The organism is Rhodococcus rhodochrous (assembly GCF_900187265.1).
GTDB classification, from domain to species: Bacteria; Actinomycetota; Actinomycetes; order Mycobacteriales; family Mycobacteriaceae; genus Rhodococcus; species Rhodococcus rhodochrous.
On sequence record NZ_LT906450.1, the window covers coordinates 1,644,498 to 1,660,556 of the forward strand.

The 16,059-nt window shown below is 62.9% G+C and carries 10 protein-coding genes and 3 pseudogenes; 6 read left to right on the forward strand and 7 right to left on the reverse strand.

The window, feature by feature from the left end:
• The first annotated feature begins 684 nt into the window (after positions 1–684).
• From CKW34_RS24455 to CKW34_RS07555, 5 genes and pseudogenes are all read left to right on the forward strand, one after another.
• Positions 685–1,185, forward strand: coding sequence for a hypothetical protein (locus CKW34_RS24455; protein WP_059384666.1), 501 nt, complete (start codon positions 685–687; stop codon positions 1,183–1,185).
• Between the two features lie 164 nt (positions 1,186–1,349).
• Positions 1,350–1,661 carry a transposase gene (locus tag CKW34_RS07540; RefSeq protein ID WP_006553238.1) on the forward strand — a complete coding sequence of 104 codons (312 nt, stop codon included), beginning with the start codon at positions 1,350–1,352 and terminating at the stop codon, positions 1,659–1,661.
• A gap of 20 nt (positions 1,662–1,681) precedes the next feature.
• A pseudogene (locus CKW34_RS24900) lies at positions 1,682–2,290 on the forward strand (IS3 family transposase); the annotation flags it as partial.
• A gap of 125 nt (positions 2,291–2,415) precedes the next feature.
• Positions 2,416–3,741 (forward strand): IS30 family transposase, encoded by a 1,326-nt coding sequence (locus tag CKW34_RS07550; RefSeq protein ID WP_428839094.1) that lies wholly within the window; start codon positions 2,416–2,418, stop codon positions 3,739–3,741.
• A gap of 28 nt (positions 3,742–3,769) precedes the next feature.
• A pseudogene (locus CKW34_RS07555) lies at positions 3,770–4,096 on the forward strand (integrase core domain-containing protein); the annotation flags it as partial.
• Positions 4,097–4,120: 24 nt separating this feature from the next.
• On the opposite strand, the gene CKW34_RS24630 reads toward CKW34_RS07555, so the two are convergent.
• The 3 genes from CKW34_RS24630 to CKW34_RS07565 form a co-directional block, all read right to left on the reverse strand.
• Positions 4,121–4,318 (reverse strand): hypothetical protein, encoded by a 198-nt coding sequence (locus CKW34_RS24630; RefSeq protein WP_064059919.1) that lies wholly within the window; start codon positions 4,316–4,318, stop codon positions 4,121–4,123.
• 98 nt (positions 4,319–4,416) lie between these two features.
• A complete protein-coding gene (locus tag CKW34_RS24635) occupies positions 4,417–4,680 on the reverse strand; it encodes a DUF262 domain-containing protein (protein WP_059383590.1) in 264 nt (87 codons plus the stop codon).
• Between the two features lie 34 nt (positions 4,681–4,714).
• Entirely contained in the window at positions 4,715–6,808 is a 2,094-nt protein-coding gene (locus CKW34_RS07565; protein WP_059383591.1) for a UvrD-helicase domain-containing protein, read from the reverse strand.
• Positions 6,809–7,207: 399 nt separating this feature from the next.
• Between CKW34_RS07565 and CKW34_RS07570 the strand changes: the two are divergent.
• Positions 7,208–8,449: pseudogene (locus CKW34_RS07570) on the forward strand (IS110 family RNA-guided transposase).
• 1,514 nt (positions 8,450–9,963) lie between these two features.
• Here the strand turns inward: CKW34_RS07570 and CKW34_RS07575 are convergent.
• From CKW34_RS07575 to CKW34_RS24280, 4 genes are all read right to left on the reverse strand, one after another.
• On the reverse strand, positions 9,964–10,734 hold the full coding sequence (locus CKW34_RS07575; protein ID WP_080968351.1) for a helix-turn-helix domain-containing protein: 771 nt from the start codon (positions 10,732–10,734) through the stop codon (positions 9,964–9,966).
• Between the two features lie 239 nt (positions 10,735–10,973).
• Entirely contained in the window at positions 10,974–12,737 is a 1,764-nt protein-coding gene (locus CKW34_RS07580) for an Hsp70 family protein (protein ID WP_059383592.1), read from the reverse strand.
• A gap of 9 nt (positions 12,738–12,746) precedes the next feature.
• Positions 12,747–14,459, reverse strand: a complete 1,713-nt coding sequence (locus CKW34_RS07585; RefSeq protein ID WP_155418961.1) for a hypothetical protein — start codon at positions 14,457–14,459, stop codon at positions 12,747–12,749.
• Positions 14,435–15,814, reverse strand: a complete 1,380-nt coding sequence (locus CKW34_RS24280) for a hypothetical protein (protein ID WP_155418962.1) — start codon at positions 15,812–15,814, stop codon at positions 14,435–14,437. Before CKW34_RS24280 ends, CKW34_RS07585 begins: the two co-directional genes overlap by 25 nt.
• Between the last annotated feature and the right edge of the window lie 245 nt (positions 15,815–16,059).

Genomic DNA, 16,059 nt, shown 5'->3' on the forward strand with positions numbered 1-16,059 from the left:
ACGAAGTGCTAGGGGGAGGGTGAATCAACCCGGCGACGTCCTGGTTGACCCGTCGGCGCGTCCACAGGCCCCATATCCAAGGCGTCGAGAGCCAGATCGGTACGCCTCGACGTCGAGACCTGCCACCCGACGATCATCCGGGGGACTCCCCCAAGGACTACGTCCAGGGAGGTACCCCCACGTCGAGGACGAACGCGGCGTATACCCACCCCGAGTGCGTGCGAATATAGGTCAGATCCGCCACCCACAACACGTTGGGTGCGTCGGCGGTGAACTGCCGCTGCACTCGATCCGTCGGCCGCGGAGTCTCGGCCCCGTCACTGTGCGTAGTCCTCCGACCCTTCAAACCGTGATATTCCCTGTAGCCCATCTGCTTTCATCAATCGTTCCACGGTGCGCCGGGCCACCGCCATTCCCTCCCGTTCGAGACCGCGTGTACCTTGCGGGCCCCGTACACCCCGAGATTGTCGGCGTGAATCGCCCGGATCTCGGCCAGCACTTCGCGGTTACGCACCGCACGTGCCGATTCGGTCCGTTGTGGGTCAGGTGAGTTCGGGCCGTGGACGTTGCGATCTGGGCAGCTGTCTCGCGTAAGGCCGCGCAGATCGGAACGACCGAAGTGTTCGTCGCGGTGAGCGGTGACGAACTCCACGATCACCGCTGTGGGCGTGGGGTACCTCCCGCGTGCGGGGGACGATCTCCGCAATGCTTCTATGTCAAGCCGCCGCCAAGAGCGCGTTCGCGACCTTTTCCAGGCTCGGTTTCGTCAGCACGCAAGACCTGGAACACGCGGTCGGAGATACGGCGCCGGGAGCAGCCGCACCGTCTCTCGTCGAGTTTTCCCGCAGCCTGCAGTTTGGCCACGTAGTCCTTGCCCGGGCCACCGCGAGCGACCTGGGCGGCGCTAATGAACTTTCCGCCATTCAGTTCGAGAAGACGCGACACCACGGGAATTGCGTACCGACCCATCAAGACTCGGTCATGGTCGAGACCGAGGAGGCCGGAGACCGTGTCCAGGAACGTACCGACGTGCGCAACCGACGACGTGAGGGAGCGTTCGAACTCGTCCGCTTCACATTGCTCAGTGCTGTGAACAGTTCACTACCCGTTGCCACGGCCGTGGCGTTGCGAAGCAGCCAGTCCAGCGTGAAATCGGAGCCAGCCTTCTTCCAGACCGTGAGGTGATCGCGCATCTCCTGTCGAGCCGGTGGCCACTGAGCACATAAAGATGCGAGGGCGAGGTCGCCCTTGGACAACTTCGCGCCGCCGGAATTCACACGGTTGAAGATGTCCACGACTGAACCGTCTCGGGTTTGATGCCGCCTCCTTTCTTGAGGAGGATGCACATCATGTCCAAGCGTTACCCCGCCGAGCAGCGTGAACGAGCGGTGAAGATGGTCCTCGACCACCTCGACGAATATTCTTCGCCGTTCGCGGCGTGCAAAGCCATCGCCCCGAAGCTCGGCGTCGGTGTCGAGTCGCTGCGCACCTGGACCCGCCAGGCTCTGATCGATGCCGACAAGACACCCGGCGTGACCACCGCTGAACAGCAACGAATCAAAGAGCTCGAACGCGAAGTCCGAGACCTCCGTGAGGCCAACGAAATCTTGAAATCGGCCTCGATTTTCTTCGCGAGGGAGCTCGACCCTCGCCGCCGCTGATCTGCCAGTTCATCGACCAGATGCGTGCACAAGGACACCGGGTCGAGTCGATCTGCGCCGTGCTCACCGAGCGTGGCGTCAAGGTCGCCCCACGCACGTATCGGAACTGGAAAACTGCTTCTCCATCCCGCCGGACCGTCGCCGATGCACATCTGACGAACGCTCTGCGTGAGACCGTCGGCACCGCCGAAGGTCTCTATGGTCGCCGGAAGATGACCGTGCACCTGCGCAGACACGGCCACGACGTCGCGGCATGCACCGTCGACCGGTTGATGCGTGATGAAGGGCTGTCCGGAGCGGTCCGGGGCCGTCGGCACCGCACCACCATGCCCGGCGGCTCGGACAGCCGCCGCGCCCCTGACCTGGTCGATCGTGATTTCACCGCCGAGGTTCCGAATCGGAAGTGGGTCACCGACTTCACCTATTGCCGCACCTGGGCGGGGTTCGTCTATGTCGCGTTCGTGATCGACTGCTTCTCGCGGGCGATCGTCGGCTGGCATGCCGCCACCGTCAAGGACACCGCGATGGTCACCACCGCCTTGAAGATGGCATTGTGGCGACGTGACCACACGGGCCACCCGGTCGGCTCAGGGTTGATCCACCATAGCGATGCCGGCAGTCAGGGTGGATTCAATCGGTCGTCGCAACACCTCGATGACGGAGGTGTGCGATGGGACGCAGCAACAAGCAGACACGCCAGGCGCCGGTGGGTGCCCGACGGCAGTGGGCGGCGGATCGGGCGTTGCGCCCGTCGATGCGGTCACCGGGGAGACCGGAACCCTCGCGTGCGGTGCAGCGCGATTTCTGGCGGCGGATCGCCTCAGGAGCGACGACTGCCGACGCCGCGGAGGCCGTCGGCGTGTCGTGGCCGGTCGGGTCCCGGTGGTTCCGTCACGCTGGCGGCATGCCGCCGATCAGCCTGGACGAGCCCACGGGCCGCTACCTGTCGTTCACCGAGCGTGAGGAGATCGCACTGTTGCGCGCCCAGGATGTCGGCGTGCGGGAGATCGCCCGTCGGATCGGACGCGACCCGGGGACGATCTCACGCGAGCTGCGCCGCAACGCGGCGACCCGCAGCGGCACGCAGGTCTACCGAGCCGGAGTGGCGCAGTGGAAAGCGCAACAAGCCGCGAAACGCCCGAAAACGGCGAAGCTGTTAGACAACGACAGGTTGCGTGAGTATGTGCAGGAGCGGCTCTCCGCGGCCGTCCGCCGGCCCGACGGCACCGCCGTCGCAGGCCCCGACACGCCCGCGTGGAAAGGACTGAACAAGCCGCATCGGCAGGACCGACGGTGGGCGACGGCATGGAGCCCGGAACAGATCTCGCACCGGCTGAAAGTTGATTTCCCGGAGGATGAGTCCATGCGCATCAGTCACGAGGCGATCTACCAATCGTTGTACATCGAAGGTCGAGGCGCCCTGACACGGGAGTTGGTCACATGCCTGCGCACCGGCCGGGCACTGCGGGTGCCCCGTAGCCGATCGCAGAACAAGCCGCAGGGACATGTCACCGCGGACGTGGTGATCAGCGAACGCCCCGCCGAAGCCGAAGACCGTGCTGTCCCAGGGCATTGGGAAGGCGACTTGATCATCGGGACCGGCCGGTCCGCGATCGGCACGCTCGTCGAGCGCAGCAGCCGCTCCACGATCCTGGTGCACCTGCCTCGATTGGAGGGGTGGGGCGAGAGGCCGCCTGTGAAGAACGGTCCGTCCCTCGGTGGCTACGGCGCCGCCGCGATGAACGCCGCGCTGACGACATCGATGACCACGCTTCCCGAGCAGCTCCGCAAGACCTTGACCTGGGACCGCGGAAAGGAGCTGTCCGGTCATGCCCGGTTCGCTCTCAAGACCGGCACGAGAGTGTTCTTCGCCGACCCGCACTCGCCCTGGCAACGACCGACGAACGAGAACACGAACGGCCTGCTGCGCCAGTATTTCCCGAAGGGTACCGATCTGTCCCGGTGGTCCGCCGAGGACCTCGACGCCGTCGCTCTGGCGATCAACAACAGGCCACGCAAGGTCCTCGGCTGGCGAACCCCGGCCGAGGTCTTCGCCGAGCAGCTACGCTCCCTGCAGTAGCCCGGTGTTGCATCGACCGGTTGAACTCGCCCAGTACACTTCCATCTCTTTCGCGGAAACCCTTGTGCTGGAGGGTATTGCCGCGTCGATTGGCAGCGTCGGAGACGCATACGACAACGCTCTGGCCGAGAGCACGATCGGGTTGTTCAAGACCGAAGTGATCACCAAGGGAAACCCGTTCCATCCGGGTCCCTACAAGTCCGTCGAGGACGTCGAGTACGCCACGATGGAGTGGGTCGACTGGTTCAATCGCAGTCGCCTGCACAGCCGTCTCGGATACGTCCCGCCGGATGAATTCGAGGCGGCGTACTACGCTCACCTGTCGACTCCACAACCGGAGCCGTCACCGATATAGGAGCGGCAAGAAACCCGAGACGGTTCAGACCTCGTCGACGGACTTGTCGGAACCGGTGATCTTCTCCATGTTGAACTCGCGCTGCGTGATCTGGAACAGCGTGTTCAGGCAGTCGAGATAGGTGCTTGCTTTGTCGCCGTAGTCCGTAAAGGACGTGAAGAACGGCTTCAAACCCTCGCGGAACAATTGGGTTACGTTGATCCAGCATGGAGCGTCGGCCATTTCGTCGGCATGTAGAACTCGAACAACTGCAAGTCGACGTTGAAATACAGGCCTGTGAATGCGGTGGCGTCATCTTCGAAGAAGGGCGGCGGAGTCCCTCACACCACGCCGTACAGGGTGGTGACGCGCTGCTGCCCGTCCAGGAGAAGCCGACGGACACCACCCCTGGTGGTCTCCCCGCGGACGGCGACATCGCTGGTGCTGGTCTCCCACATCAGCAGACCGCCAACCTGATAATCGCGGTAGAGCGACCGCATCAAACCACGGACCTGGTCGCGGTTCCAGACGTAGCCCCGCTGGAACTCGGGAAGGAGGACGGTGCCCAAATCGATCTCATCGAGCAGGGCGGACAATCTCGGCATTCGTAACCTCTCAGGAAACTGATCTAACCGACGCTCAGAGGATCGGCACGAGGAACGGGCTGGGATCGCCGTGCCAGGTCACGAGCAGCTGTTCACGCGCGCGAGTACACGCGACGAAAAGCAGCGAGCGCTCTCGCTGCAGATCCCGCTCGTGTGTGTGCTCGTCCTCGCTTGCCGGAGTGACGCCATAAGGTGCCGGAAGCTGACGGTCCGTCACCGCGCCCACTACCAAGCACCGGAATTCGAGGCCTTTCATGCGGTGCATCGTTCCGATCGCGACATTGTCTGTGTCATCGCGCGAATCGGAAAGGTTGGAGGTCGGAATATTGTACTTGCTCAGGGCAACTGCGAGGGCCTCGCAGAGTTTCTTGGAACGAGCCGCGATACCGATCTCGGACGGAGACACTCCGCTGTCGAGCCAGTCTCGAACCTTCTCAGCGATGTACGTGAATTCTGCATCGCGGGTGCTGAAACCCCTGACCTCGGGAGCGTCACCGTGAATGTCGGAACGGCAGCCGGCGATCGAGTCGAGGTTGTCGTTCATGTCGTCGATGCGGCACCCTCGCATCAGGCCCAGGCTCCATCGAAGGATCTCTGCCGTGGTGCGGTAGTTGATGGACAGGCGGCTCGACCGCCCGGTCACGTTGACGCCGAGCTCACGCAGGCTGACGTGGTTGTTGTAGATGCGCTGGTGGGTGTCGCCGGCGAGGAACAGATCATCGGGGCCATCGGCCACCGCCGCACGCAAGAGCCGCCACTGATCAGGACTCAGGTCTTGCGCTTCGTCGACCACTATGTGCCGATACGGCTTGTCGGTCTGCTGCTCGAGGATACGGGTTGCTTCTCGCCGGATAGTGTCATGAGTGTGCAATTTCCGGGTCTTCAGTGCTTCCTCGAACTCCCAGACCACTTGCCACACCTGAGCTTTCTGCGTGGCGCCGAGACGCCGACCCCGGCCCGTCCGCTTGGCTGCGAGATACTCGGAAGCGGAACTCACGCGTTGGGCGAGAATGACCTGCCGCCATTCCTCGCCGAGGAACGCTTCGGAGAAATCGATGGCGAAATCGTCGATGATGCTGCGCCATATCTTCTTCTCGTCGACGGGGCTGAGTATTCGTGGGTTGCCGTGTTCCTCTCGGAACACGCGGTGAGCGAGTCGATCCACATGCTGGACGACGATGCGGGACATGACATCAGGATCCTTCACTAGCATCCCGATGCCGTCCTTGAGCGAGTCGGCCAAGGTGGAGGTGAAGGTGGTCACGAGAACCGGACCCTCGCCGCGTGCGGCCAGTCGCCGCGCCCGGTGCAGGGCGACCACCGTCTTCCCGGTTCCGGGGCCACCAGCTACGCGGGAGGGTCCGCGGTAGGCGGCATCGACGACGGACTGCTGAGCCGGATGCAGGTAGATCCGCCAGAGCGCGAAAGGGTTGGCGAAGACCGCCATCATCTCCGCAGGACCGTCGACGAGCAGGACGCGATCCGAACTACGTTTGATCGCGGTGTCGAGGTCGTTCGTGTCGACCGGGCCGTCAAGAATAGCTGCCCCAAGGTCCGCCCATACTTCGTCGGGCGTCATGCCAGCGGCCAGACCGTAGAGGACCTGCCACTGGATGCTGGGGAAGAAGGGCTGGGCAGCTTCGAGTTGAGAGTCGTCGGTGAGAAGCCGGGCGAAACGGATGGCCTTGTCATCGAGACCGAGGCGCACCAGTTCGCTGTCTTTGATGTGCTCGAAGAGATAACGGGTAGAGAAATTTCGTGGCTGATGGTCGAGCTGCGCAAGCTGTTCGTCGAAGGTAATGTCGTCGCGGACCTCAATCCGACCGTTCACTCTGTTTACGGATATGTTGCGGCGCTCTGCCCACACGTAAGCATCGTCGTGGGGGAGAACCTTCAGCAGGGTGTAGACATCGCCCTTCTGGGGTGCGAGGACGATACCGCGCCAGAATTGTGTGATGCGGATGGATCGGAAGTGCGGGTTACGTGCGTTCTTGATTTTTTCCAGGTGGAGCCCGGCGTGTGTGGCAGCGTCGAATTTCCCGAACACTTCATATACCCGACTCTGGACTGTTTGATCGAGTTCTGCGAAGTCGAGAAGAAAGTCCTTGTCGATCGCAAGTGACGCCACTCGTTTTCCTCCCCGGTCGACGGAACCGCAGAAATGCGGATCCGCTGTGCCTGTCATTTCGACACCGGGAGACCTTACCTGTGTGGGGAGCCACCTCTGCGACCGCGTTCCGACCTAATGGGTGCTACCGACCCCACGACTGTGGCAAGGTTCGGTGTTGGTGGCGACCGGTGGGATAACCCTCTCAAGACCAGGCGTGGCCGTCCCCGAGCAGTCGGGCTGATGCCTGAACTCAGACCGTGTACCCGCCGGTCGTGAGGGAAGCGGTGATCGCTGATGGGATGACGTACCCCGATGCCGCGCGTGTCGGTGAGTACTCGAGCCATTAGGTCGACGACTGCTTTCCTCCGCTACCGGACCGAAAAATAGTGGATAGCAGCCTGTTCGGAGAAGCACTCCATGTTGTTCATCGGCGATGACTGGGCGGAAGGCCATCACGACATCGAGGTCGAAGACGACGTCGGCCGCCGGTTGGCGCGGATACGGCTGCCCGAGGGCGTGGAGGGGCAGGCCCGATTGCACGAGATGGTGGCCGAACATCTCGGTCCTGACAGCACCGGCAGCAGTGACCTCCCCGAGGATGCAGTCGTGGTCGGGATCGAAACCGATCGTGGGGTGTGGGTGTCGGCGCTGCTCGCCTGCGGATACCAGGTCTATGCGATCAACCCGATGTCGGCGGCACCATATCGGGAACGGCACGGCACCTCGGGAACCAAATCCGACGCCGGCGACGCTCACGTTCTCGCCGAGATCGTCCGGCTCGACCGCGGCCATCACCGCCAGATCGCAGGGGACTCCCCGCAGGTCGAAGCCCTGAAATTGCTTGCCCGGGCCCACCAAGGCCTGATCTGGGACCGGACCCGGCACCTGCAGCGGATGCGGTCGGCGCTCCGCGAGTACTTCCCGGCCGCATTGACCGCGTTCGACAACCTCGCCGCCCCGGACACCCTGGCATTGCTGCGCAAGGCTCCCGATCCGGATCGCGCAGCACGACTGACCACCGCGCAAATCACCGCGGAACTGGCCCGGGCGCATCGGCGCGGGGACCGCACCGCCACGGCCACCCGCATCCGCGATGCGCTGCGGGCACCGTCGCTGCGGCAGCCGGCTGCAATCGAACATGCCTACGAGGTCGTCGTGGCCGGACACGCGGGCATGCTCGAGCACCTGGCCGAGCAGATCGAGGAGCTCGAGCAGGAGGTCAAGCGCAGTTTTCATAGGCACCTGGCCGCTGAGATCGTCCGCAGCTGTCCCGGACTGGGGGATGTCCTGGGCGCCCGGGTGCTGGCAGAATTCGGCGACGATCCGCACCGATACCGCAATGCCAAAGCCCGCAAGAACTACGCCGGGACCTCCCCGATTACCCGAGTATCAGGAAAGAGGAAGACGGTGTCGGCGAGCTACGCCCGCAACAAGCACCTGGCCGATGCGTGTCATCAGTGGGCGTTCTGCTCGATGAATACCTCACCGGGCGCACGGGCTTATTACGACGCTCTGCGGGCCCGGGAGGTCGGCCACCATGGCGCGCTTCGTTAACTCGGTAACCGGCTCGTCGGGATCCTCCACGGATGTCTCGAGACCGGCACGATCTACGACGAAAGCACCGCCTGGCCCCAAGTTCCCACACAAGCCGCGGTTTGACAGCGCTCAGGGAAGATTCAGATGTGCTGCGCGGTGCGGTCGCCGACATCCGAGCCGCCGGATCCAACTTGTCCTCCCAATGCGGAGCCTTCCGTCGCCAGGTGCCGTGGACCCGTATCGAAGAACTACTCGCCGAGCGCGACCGAATTCGGAGGAAGGGGCGTCGGTGGTCGCTTTCCGGAAGCCGTCGGGGCGCCGCGGCGAGCGATTTCCGACGTGATGCTCCGCCGGCGGAGTAGGGCACGGTGCTTATCGTAGGTCGGGGGTTCGTGCGTTCCACGCGAGCCCCGGTGTTCGATTCTTTGAGAGTATGGGACACGCTGCGCAGTAACAGTTCTCGCATCCGAAGCGATGCTGGAAGCGTGTCGTCTCGATATCTACTCGGTGACTGGGGAAGCTCGTCGCGCAGGGCCTATTGTCGCGGCGGGATATCCACAAGTTGTTCGACATCGGTCTTCTCGTCGTTGACGGTGTCGTCGACATCGCTGAAGAAGTTCGTGCTTATCCTGCCTACGAGGCGCTCTGCGGCCGCCGCGTGGATATCGAATTCGACCCGAGGCAGAGCGAGCGGGTGAGATTGCACCGGGAGCAATGGCGGAGTCGATGAAAAGGAAACGCGCGAATCGTGCTGCGGCTTCCTTCTAGAGAGCCCGAGTGCCTAGCGCTTCGGCCTACGGGTTTTACGGACCTTCGAAAAGTAGGCAGGAGATAGTAAGAGATGGTGTTCGAGGTGCGCGCCAGCCATGCGGTGACCTCCACAGGGGTACGGGCGTGTGAGGTGCATCCCGACGTTTTCGTCGATGAAACGGGACGGGTGTTCTGGACAGGGGGTGGGGCGGCGAGAATTTGGCCGGACGTGCCGGTCGACGTTACCTCGATCGAGTCCGGAGAGGAAAACGACATCTTCGTGGTCGAGGATGAAGTTGTCGAGGTTGCGGTCGACTGGGTCGAAATGCTCCGGGGTGACCGACAGGCCGAAGAGTGGATCGCGCAGCGGCGTCGCTGTCGCTGGTCTCTGCCGGCTGAGTCGGTGACGGACGCTCTCCTCGACGTCGAGGGTCGTTTGAGATCGCGGGATAAGCGAACGGTGGAGTTCGAGGTGCGGGCTTCCCTTTATCTCCGTTCAGGTCGTGAACTGGTGTGTGAGGTCTACCCTCACGTATTCGTCGTCAGCGGGGTGGCGCGATATCGCGGTATGCCGGCATGGCTATGCAGCAACCCGGTGACATCGTCGCAGCGTTGCCTCCCGGTACTCAGAAGTGGATCCGGATCAGAGGTCTGCAGCAGGCTGCGGGCTGGGTGTCGACGGTGGCAAACATTGGGGACAGTTTCTGGCTCAAGCAGCACGGTGCCAAAAAGCGCTCTTCGGCACCGCCCATCGGTCCGGTGGGGCCGGCAGCTTCAGGGCGTCGGCGACTGGCGGGCTGATCGAGGATCCGGACGAACGCCGGGGGCGTTCGCTGCCGGAACCGACTGAACAGCTTGCGACACGACCGGAGTCGTCCGTTGCCCCCTCATGCCGCCTGACGTGCTCGGCAGGGACACCTCACCGCCCTGCCGTGCGCGTCGTCCGGTAGCCACCCGTACTCGTCGCACGCACTGCACTTCGCCGGTCGGATCCGTGGAACGGACAGTCCCTGCCATATCGGTAGCCACGCGTGCGCGTACCGCATCGGATCGCTGGGCCGGTGCGCTGCCTTCGCTGCGGCCACCAGCGTCGGGACACCGTGCGTTGAGATCAACGCTTCGATCGTGGCTACGGCATCCGGCTTGAGGTACGCGAATGTTGCTGTCAGCCCGGATTGCTTGCATGCCGCCGACAACCGGGCGACCTCGGGACTGTGCGATGCGTTCGAGACCTGGGACGTGCGGTTGGTTTCCGTCCTTGGTGAATCAGTACTTAAAAGACAGCCTGGTTCTCCGACGTCCGCGCTGCCGCGGGTCGGATTTTCAGGCCCCGGCTGGACGTGCGGCTCCTCGTAGATCGTCTGAATGGTGATCCACTGGCCGCGCTCGTTCTGGATCTTCTCGCGGATCAGGTAGCCGAGCTCGGCGAGCTCACGAAGGGCAGAGCGGATGGCGTCGCGGCCTTCCTTCGGCGACTGGCCGGCGATCGAGTCGGATCGGGTACGCCAGTCGTCCGGCTTGGACAGCAACCAGATGAGAACACCGCGTGCTCGGAAGGACAGGCGCTCGTCGTTGATGCCGGCGTTGCTGAGGATGGTGAAGTTGCTGGCCAGGCGCGGTCCACGACGCACGCCGCCAGCCAGGGTATTCTGGCCCACGTTCGACTCCCTATAAGTCGGACATCCGGCCCGTCGGGAGTTGCCGCTCCTGGCGGGCCTTCTTCACTTGTGAGGTCACGCGGATCGGTGACGATCTCGAGATCTTGTCATCACTCGAACAAGTGTGCAAGAGAATTCTTGAAAGTCGCTCAGCGTCAAGAATACTCCCGACGAACCAATGCATCCGGCCGCGGAGGGTTGGCGTCATTGCTGACCAGCCCGCCGCGGCCGGATGCCGATTATTTGGATCCGCAGCGACACTCAGGATCGTTCGACCGACGCTTACATACCCCGCAGGGCTGGTAGTAGAGGCGTTCGTCGACCTGGACCTGCGGAGGATTCTTCGCGCGACTGAAGTACGTCGAGTTGTATGTGTACAGCAGCTCGCCGGGCACGTACGAGTCATCCTTCTTATCAGCGATGTTGGCGCGGATCACGACCGCACCACGCTCAGAAGCTTCTTCCCTGGCCTCTACCGGCGGACCCGGATCGTCTGCAATTCCGGACACCGCACTTGCCGAGCCAAGGGAGATGCCGAACTCCAGATCGTGGAGTGACACCGTCTCGGGGACTTTTCGCAGCTCTGATCTTCCGGTCGCATGCAGCACGCCGTCGGCATCGACGACAGTTCGTAGCGTCAAGCGCTCGATGAAAGGCCTCGCATGCTTGTCGACATCGATACTGAGGTTCCCAAGTTCGTCGCGGGGATCCGACCGCTGCGCATTGCCCCCTGGACGGCTCGGGGTGCAGAACTGGAACTTGGCATGGCCGTCCCGAGGATCAGCGCAGTACAGCTCCACGGCATTGCCCGACAGTTCCTGTCCTTCGAACGGCACCTGAGTACCGGCGCGTAGCAACCGATGATAGGAACCACGAGCCAAGCGAACCTCGATGTCCTTCGCCAACTGCAGCTGCTGCCGGTCGTAGGCGATCCACGCTGCGCCCTGAGCGATGAGCGTGCCGCTGTTCTTCGAAACTTCGACGCGGTGTGCCCCGAAGAACTCCCTGAGTCGAGCTGCGATCGCCGGCATCCTGGACATGCCCCCGGTGACCAGGCATAGCGCGACCTGCGAGTCGCTGATATGCGCCGCATCCAGCAGGGAGACCACATGGTCCATTGCTCGATCGATGAGCGGCTTCGAGATGGTCTCGAGGTCGGATCGGGTCACTTGGTGCATCAACGCGGCTCCAGTGTCCGGATTGAAGTTCCGGATGTAGAGCGTTGCAGATTCTTCCTCGGACAGCGCAATTTTCAGATTCTCACACTTGTGGCGAAGCTGTCGTCGACGATCTGGGTCCACATCACCAGGCTCGTCGGTGGCGTGCATGAGCACCCAGTTCCGAAGAGCGTCATCGAAGATGTCGCCACCCAATGCGCCGGTGCCACTGTTCTGGAGCTGGACGACCCGCCCGTCTTCGAGTCGACACAACGTGAGGTCGAAAGTGCCGCCACCCCAGTCGACTACCAGGATGTTCTTCCGGTCGAATCGGCGGACAAAATCAGTTCCCAGTTTGGGTCGGAAGTGTCCGTAAAGCGCTGCGAACGGTTCGTGGACGAACTGGACGACTCGAATCCCTGCGCGGGCGTATGCCTCGCGCAGTGCGCGACGACGGTGGCCATTCATATCGACCGGGATCGTCGCGACAGCGTCCGAAATGGTGGATAAGAATCCGGGATTTCTGGTGGAAGCGAGAGCGCGGTCCTTCACGTGCTCGATGACATCGTGCGCCACGTCGACCGGGCTCATCTCGACCCCACCTACCGTGATGGTCTCGTCACCCAGATATGTCTTGGGCGACTTCACGAAATCGCCGTGTACTCCGAGGCCGCTGGCGTCCAGGGCAAGTTTGGCCTCTTCGCCGACCAACTTCTGGACGCCCTCGTACTTCACAATCGAAGGCGTCGGTTGCCCCTGGTCATCGAGAAGTTCATGGACCTTCTCCGAGTCGACAACGCACACCAAGCTGTTCGTAGTGCCGAAGTCGAAACCTACAACAGTCATACTGTGTCCCTACTTGTCCTCTACCGCGTCGGGCTGGAGGGCATTCAAGCCCTTCCGGAACTTGATCACCGAGCGAGACACGAATTCGTCGGTGACTTGGGTATGTCCGTGCTTGAGAGCATCGAGTGCGTCTTCGAGTACCTCGATCTGATCGGCGATCAGCTTCGCCGTGTCAACTCGAAGAATCTCGAACGAGTTCGTGGAGCTCATTCGTTCACTTCTGCGCGCGTTGACTTCTTCGTCGAGAGCTGCGCGGACCCCTGACAACTCGAGTTCGAGTTCCTTCACTCGACCGCGAACGGTCGCCAGTTCGTCCATGAGCCGCGCATTCTCGGCGTGGGCGATGTCGACTCGGGCAAGTGCGGAATCGCGCTCCGATTCGACTGCACGAATACGCTCGCGCGCAGAGCCAACGATTACCGCTGCCGCTCGGCGCGTGCTCTTCGGGATCGTCGCGAGCTTCTCTCGATCAGCCGTCGTACCGGACTGAACAGACGGGGCATCCCAGACCTCGTCTGCCAGTGCGTCGATGTACTGCGAGAGATCCCATTGTGCGGCGGAACCGGCAAGAAGGACCACAATGTGAACGGCGTTGTCCTGCAATGCCTGCAAGGTGGGTGCCTTCAACGACTCTCGCCCGTCGAATGGACGGCCCACGAGGTTCTCGACCCGTACGACGGTCTGTGAAAGCGTCTCCGTATCGGCCGTTTCGGTGCGGAGTAGTTCCACTCGGTCCTGGAGCGGTTCGTCGCCGATGAACGCTGGGTGCTGTGTCAGGATTCGGGCTGCCAGCTCTGCAATATTCTTCCGCGCTGTACCGCTCAGCTCCGATTTCTCGGTTGTGAGTAGCAACGCGAGGGCGGTCGCGAGCTTGGTGTCGCGCGCAGCGACGGCTGCGATACGGTCCTGAAGCGGCGTCAAGTCGATCGGCTTGGCGACAGCGATGCGTGCGGGAGTGCTCCGTCGCATCTCGAACGGTTTGAGGTCGCCGTCGAGTTCCTCGAGGTATCGGAGAAAGTCACTGAACGATTCGACAGCATCGAGCGTCAGTTTCTCAGCGGCCTCGCTCGGAGCAGACGCGACGTCGGTCGGCTTCTGGTTGGGCTCGGATGCTCCCACCTCGACGACTGGCAGCGGGTCATCCGTCGGATTGGTCGCCGGCGCACCGGAGGCCTCCTCAGTCGGTTCCGCGTCAACTTTCTCGGTTTCCGAGGCGCCCTCATCGTTACTCGAGCTCGCTACGGAAGCTGCTGTCTCGTCGGTTGACGGAGCGACGGCGGTCGCTTTGCTGTTCGGAACCGAGGTGGCCACGTAGTCGGCCGGCTCGGATCCTTCGGCAACCGGTTCCGTTGTGGCGGTTGTGTCGCCTTCCGGAACCTCGATTTCGGAGTCCGTGCCTGTAGCTTTGTCCAGGGTGCGCTCGGCGTTGACCACGTCGGAGGACGGCGACGTCGTCTCAACAGCGGGAGACTGCTCGTCTACTGTGACTAGCGAGACGGCATGTGTTGGTTCGGAAACCAACTCTGGTGCGGCCGATTCTTCGCCGGCTTCAGTGACTGGCGAGAAGGGAGTGGCGACTCCCACCTCCGCAACCTCGGTGGTCTCGGATTGCGTGGATGTTGTTTCGTCCGACGACGCCGGGGCGTCCGTCGGCTCTGTATGCGGCGATGCCGCCGACACCTCCGACGAGGGACCCGTCATCGTGATTTCGACTTCCGCCACGGCAGGAGTCGGTCCAGCAACGGACCTGTGCTCGGCCGACTCTCCGTCGGTTTCGGTGCCTTTGACGGGGTGCTGGACGTCAGCGCGTTTGCTGATGTCTCCCACGGGGGTGTATCGGCGATTCTGGTTGTCCTTGCGTCGGCGCCGGCCCGGCCCGAGAGCGTTGGTTCGAGGTTCTCGGTCGGCGGAACGGTCGGTTCCAGGAAGACCGGAGGAGCTGGCCGCGGCCGAGGGCTTCGATTTGTTCCTGTGGTTCGGCCGTTGGCGCCTGTCCTCGCCGTTTCCGCGGGGACCGGCTGTCCCGTTGTCGGGACGGCTCCCGTGCGGCTGTTCGACGTTTCGCTGTTCCTTCGCGGAGTAGGAGTGCTTGTCGGAGTGTTTGCGCTGGTGGTGCCCGCCGGAGTGCGTCGCTCCGTGCTTCTTGACGGTTCGCTTGGCGCGTTGGCCTGCCCCTTGACGTTGGGCATCCTGCGATTCGGCGTGCTGTCGTCCGTCGTGCTCGCCTTTCCGCTCGCCGGAGCGGCCTTCGTTGTCTTGCGGCTGTGCGTGATTCGCATTCCGCCGCTTACGGGAGTGGTTGTTGCCGGAGCCGTGTTCCATGGGGGTCCTTCATCGGTAATGCAATCCAAACGGGCGTTCACCCAATGGTCGGGCAGACCATTCTTACTACCCGCGCGTACGAGCGGTGCGGCGCGGGGGTCTCCTGTCGCCAGATGATGTTCCGTGATGAAGAGCGCTGCCTTGGTCAGGTCGTATCCGTCCACCGTCGCAAGGTCGAAGTTGGAGACCTCCGCAGAGCTTGCGCTGGACAACGGGAGACTGCACAACTTGATGAGATCTCGGGTCCGATCATCCGCGAGCAACTGTTCGAGGTGTGAAGGTGTGCCGGGAATCTCGATCAAGTCTGCTGGGGTCGTCCGGACCGTCAGCATCCGGCCCAGGCGTTCCGCAACCATCCCAAGGTGTGGGCTGAGGGCGCGATGCGCGGCCTCACCGAACTGATTGAAGTGGAACGAGATCAGGCTGGTGACGGCCAGGGAAGCCGGGCGGTGGAGGTCGCGCAGCATGTCGGCAGCCTTGTTGAGCTTTTCACGATTTCGGACCTCGGCTGTGGCGTCGAGGACCTGCCCGCGCCCTGCGAGCCAATAGAGGTACTCGGTAATTCCTCCGGCGTAGTTCCGGGCTGTCGGGAAGGCGAGAGTCCGCTCGAAAAATGCGTTGATCGAACTCGAGTTGACAACTCCGTCTGCGATGAAGCGAGCAAGCTCCTCCTCTACGCCGCGAAGATCCGCTTCCTCAGCGATAGCGAAGTCGAACTCGTATTCTCTCTGCGACCGGTCGTTGCCCAGTCGCACTTCGACTATCCCTCGATCGACGGACAGAAGACGACCGACCTCGTCAGGGTCGACGTCGATTCCGTTCAGGTGTGCCCTCGTGCAGTTCGTGAGCGACCAGTCCGCCGGGTCGGTTCGGACCTGAACCAGCTCCCGTCTGTTCCCGCACGGTCTTCCTCTCAGGAGCAGAACGGGGTGAGCAACGGGATGTGCCACGAACACGTGCTCCCGCAGGTCTGCGAGCGTAGTGAAGGTTGCGTGGCAGT

Excerpts from the sequence above, each read along its gene's own strand:
- CKW34_RS07540 (WP_006553238.1), top strand. The coding sequence starts at position 1,350 with ATGTCCAAGCGTTACCCCGCCGAGCAGCGTGAACGAGCGGTGAAGATG.
- CKW34_RS24635 (WP_059383590.1), bottom strand. The coding sequence starts at position 4,680 with ATGCCGAGATTGTCCGCCCTGCTCGATGAGATCGATTTGGGCACCGTC.
- CKW34_RS07550 (WP_428839094.1), top strand. The coding sequence starts at position 2,416 with ATGCGGTCACCGGGGAGACCGGAACCCTCGCGTGCGGTGCAGCGCGAT.
- CKW34_RS24630 (WP_064059919.1), bottom strand. The coding sequence starts at position 4,318 with ATGGCCGACGCTCCATGCTGGATCAACGTAACCCAATTGTTCCGCGAG.
- CKW34_RS07580 (WP_059383592.1), bottom strand. The coding sequence starts at position 12,737 with ATGACTGTTGTAGGTTTCGACTTCGGCACTACGAACAGCTTGGTGTGC.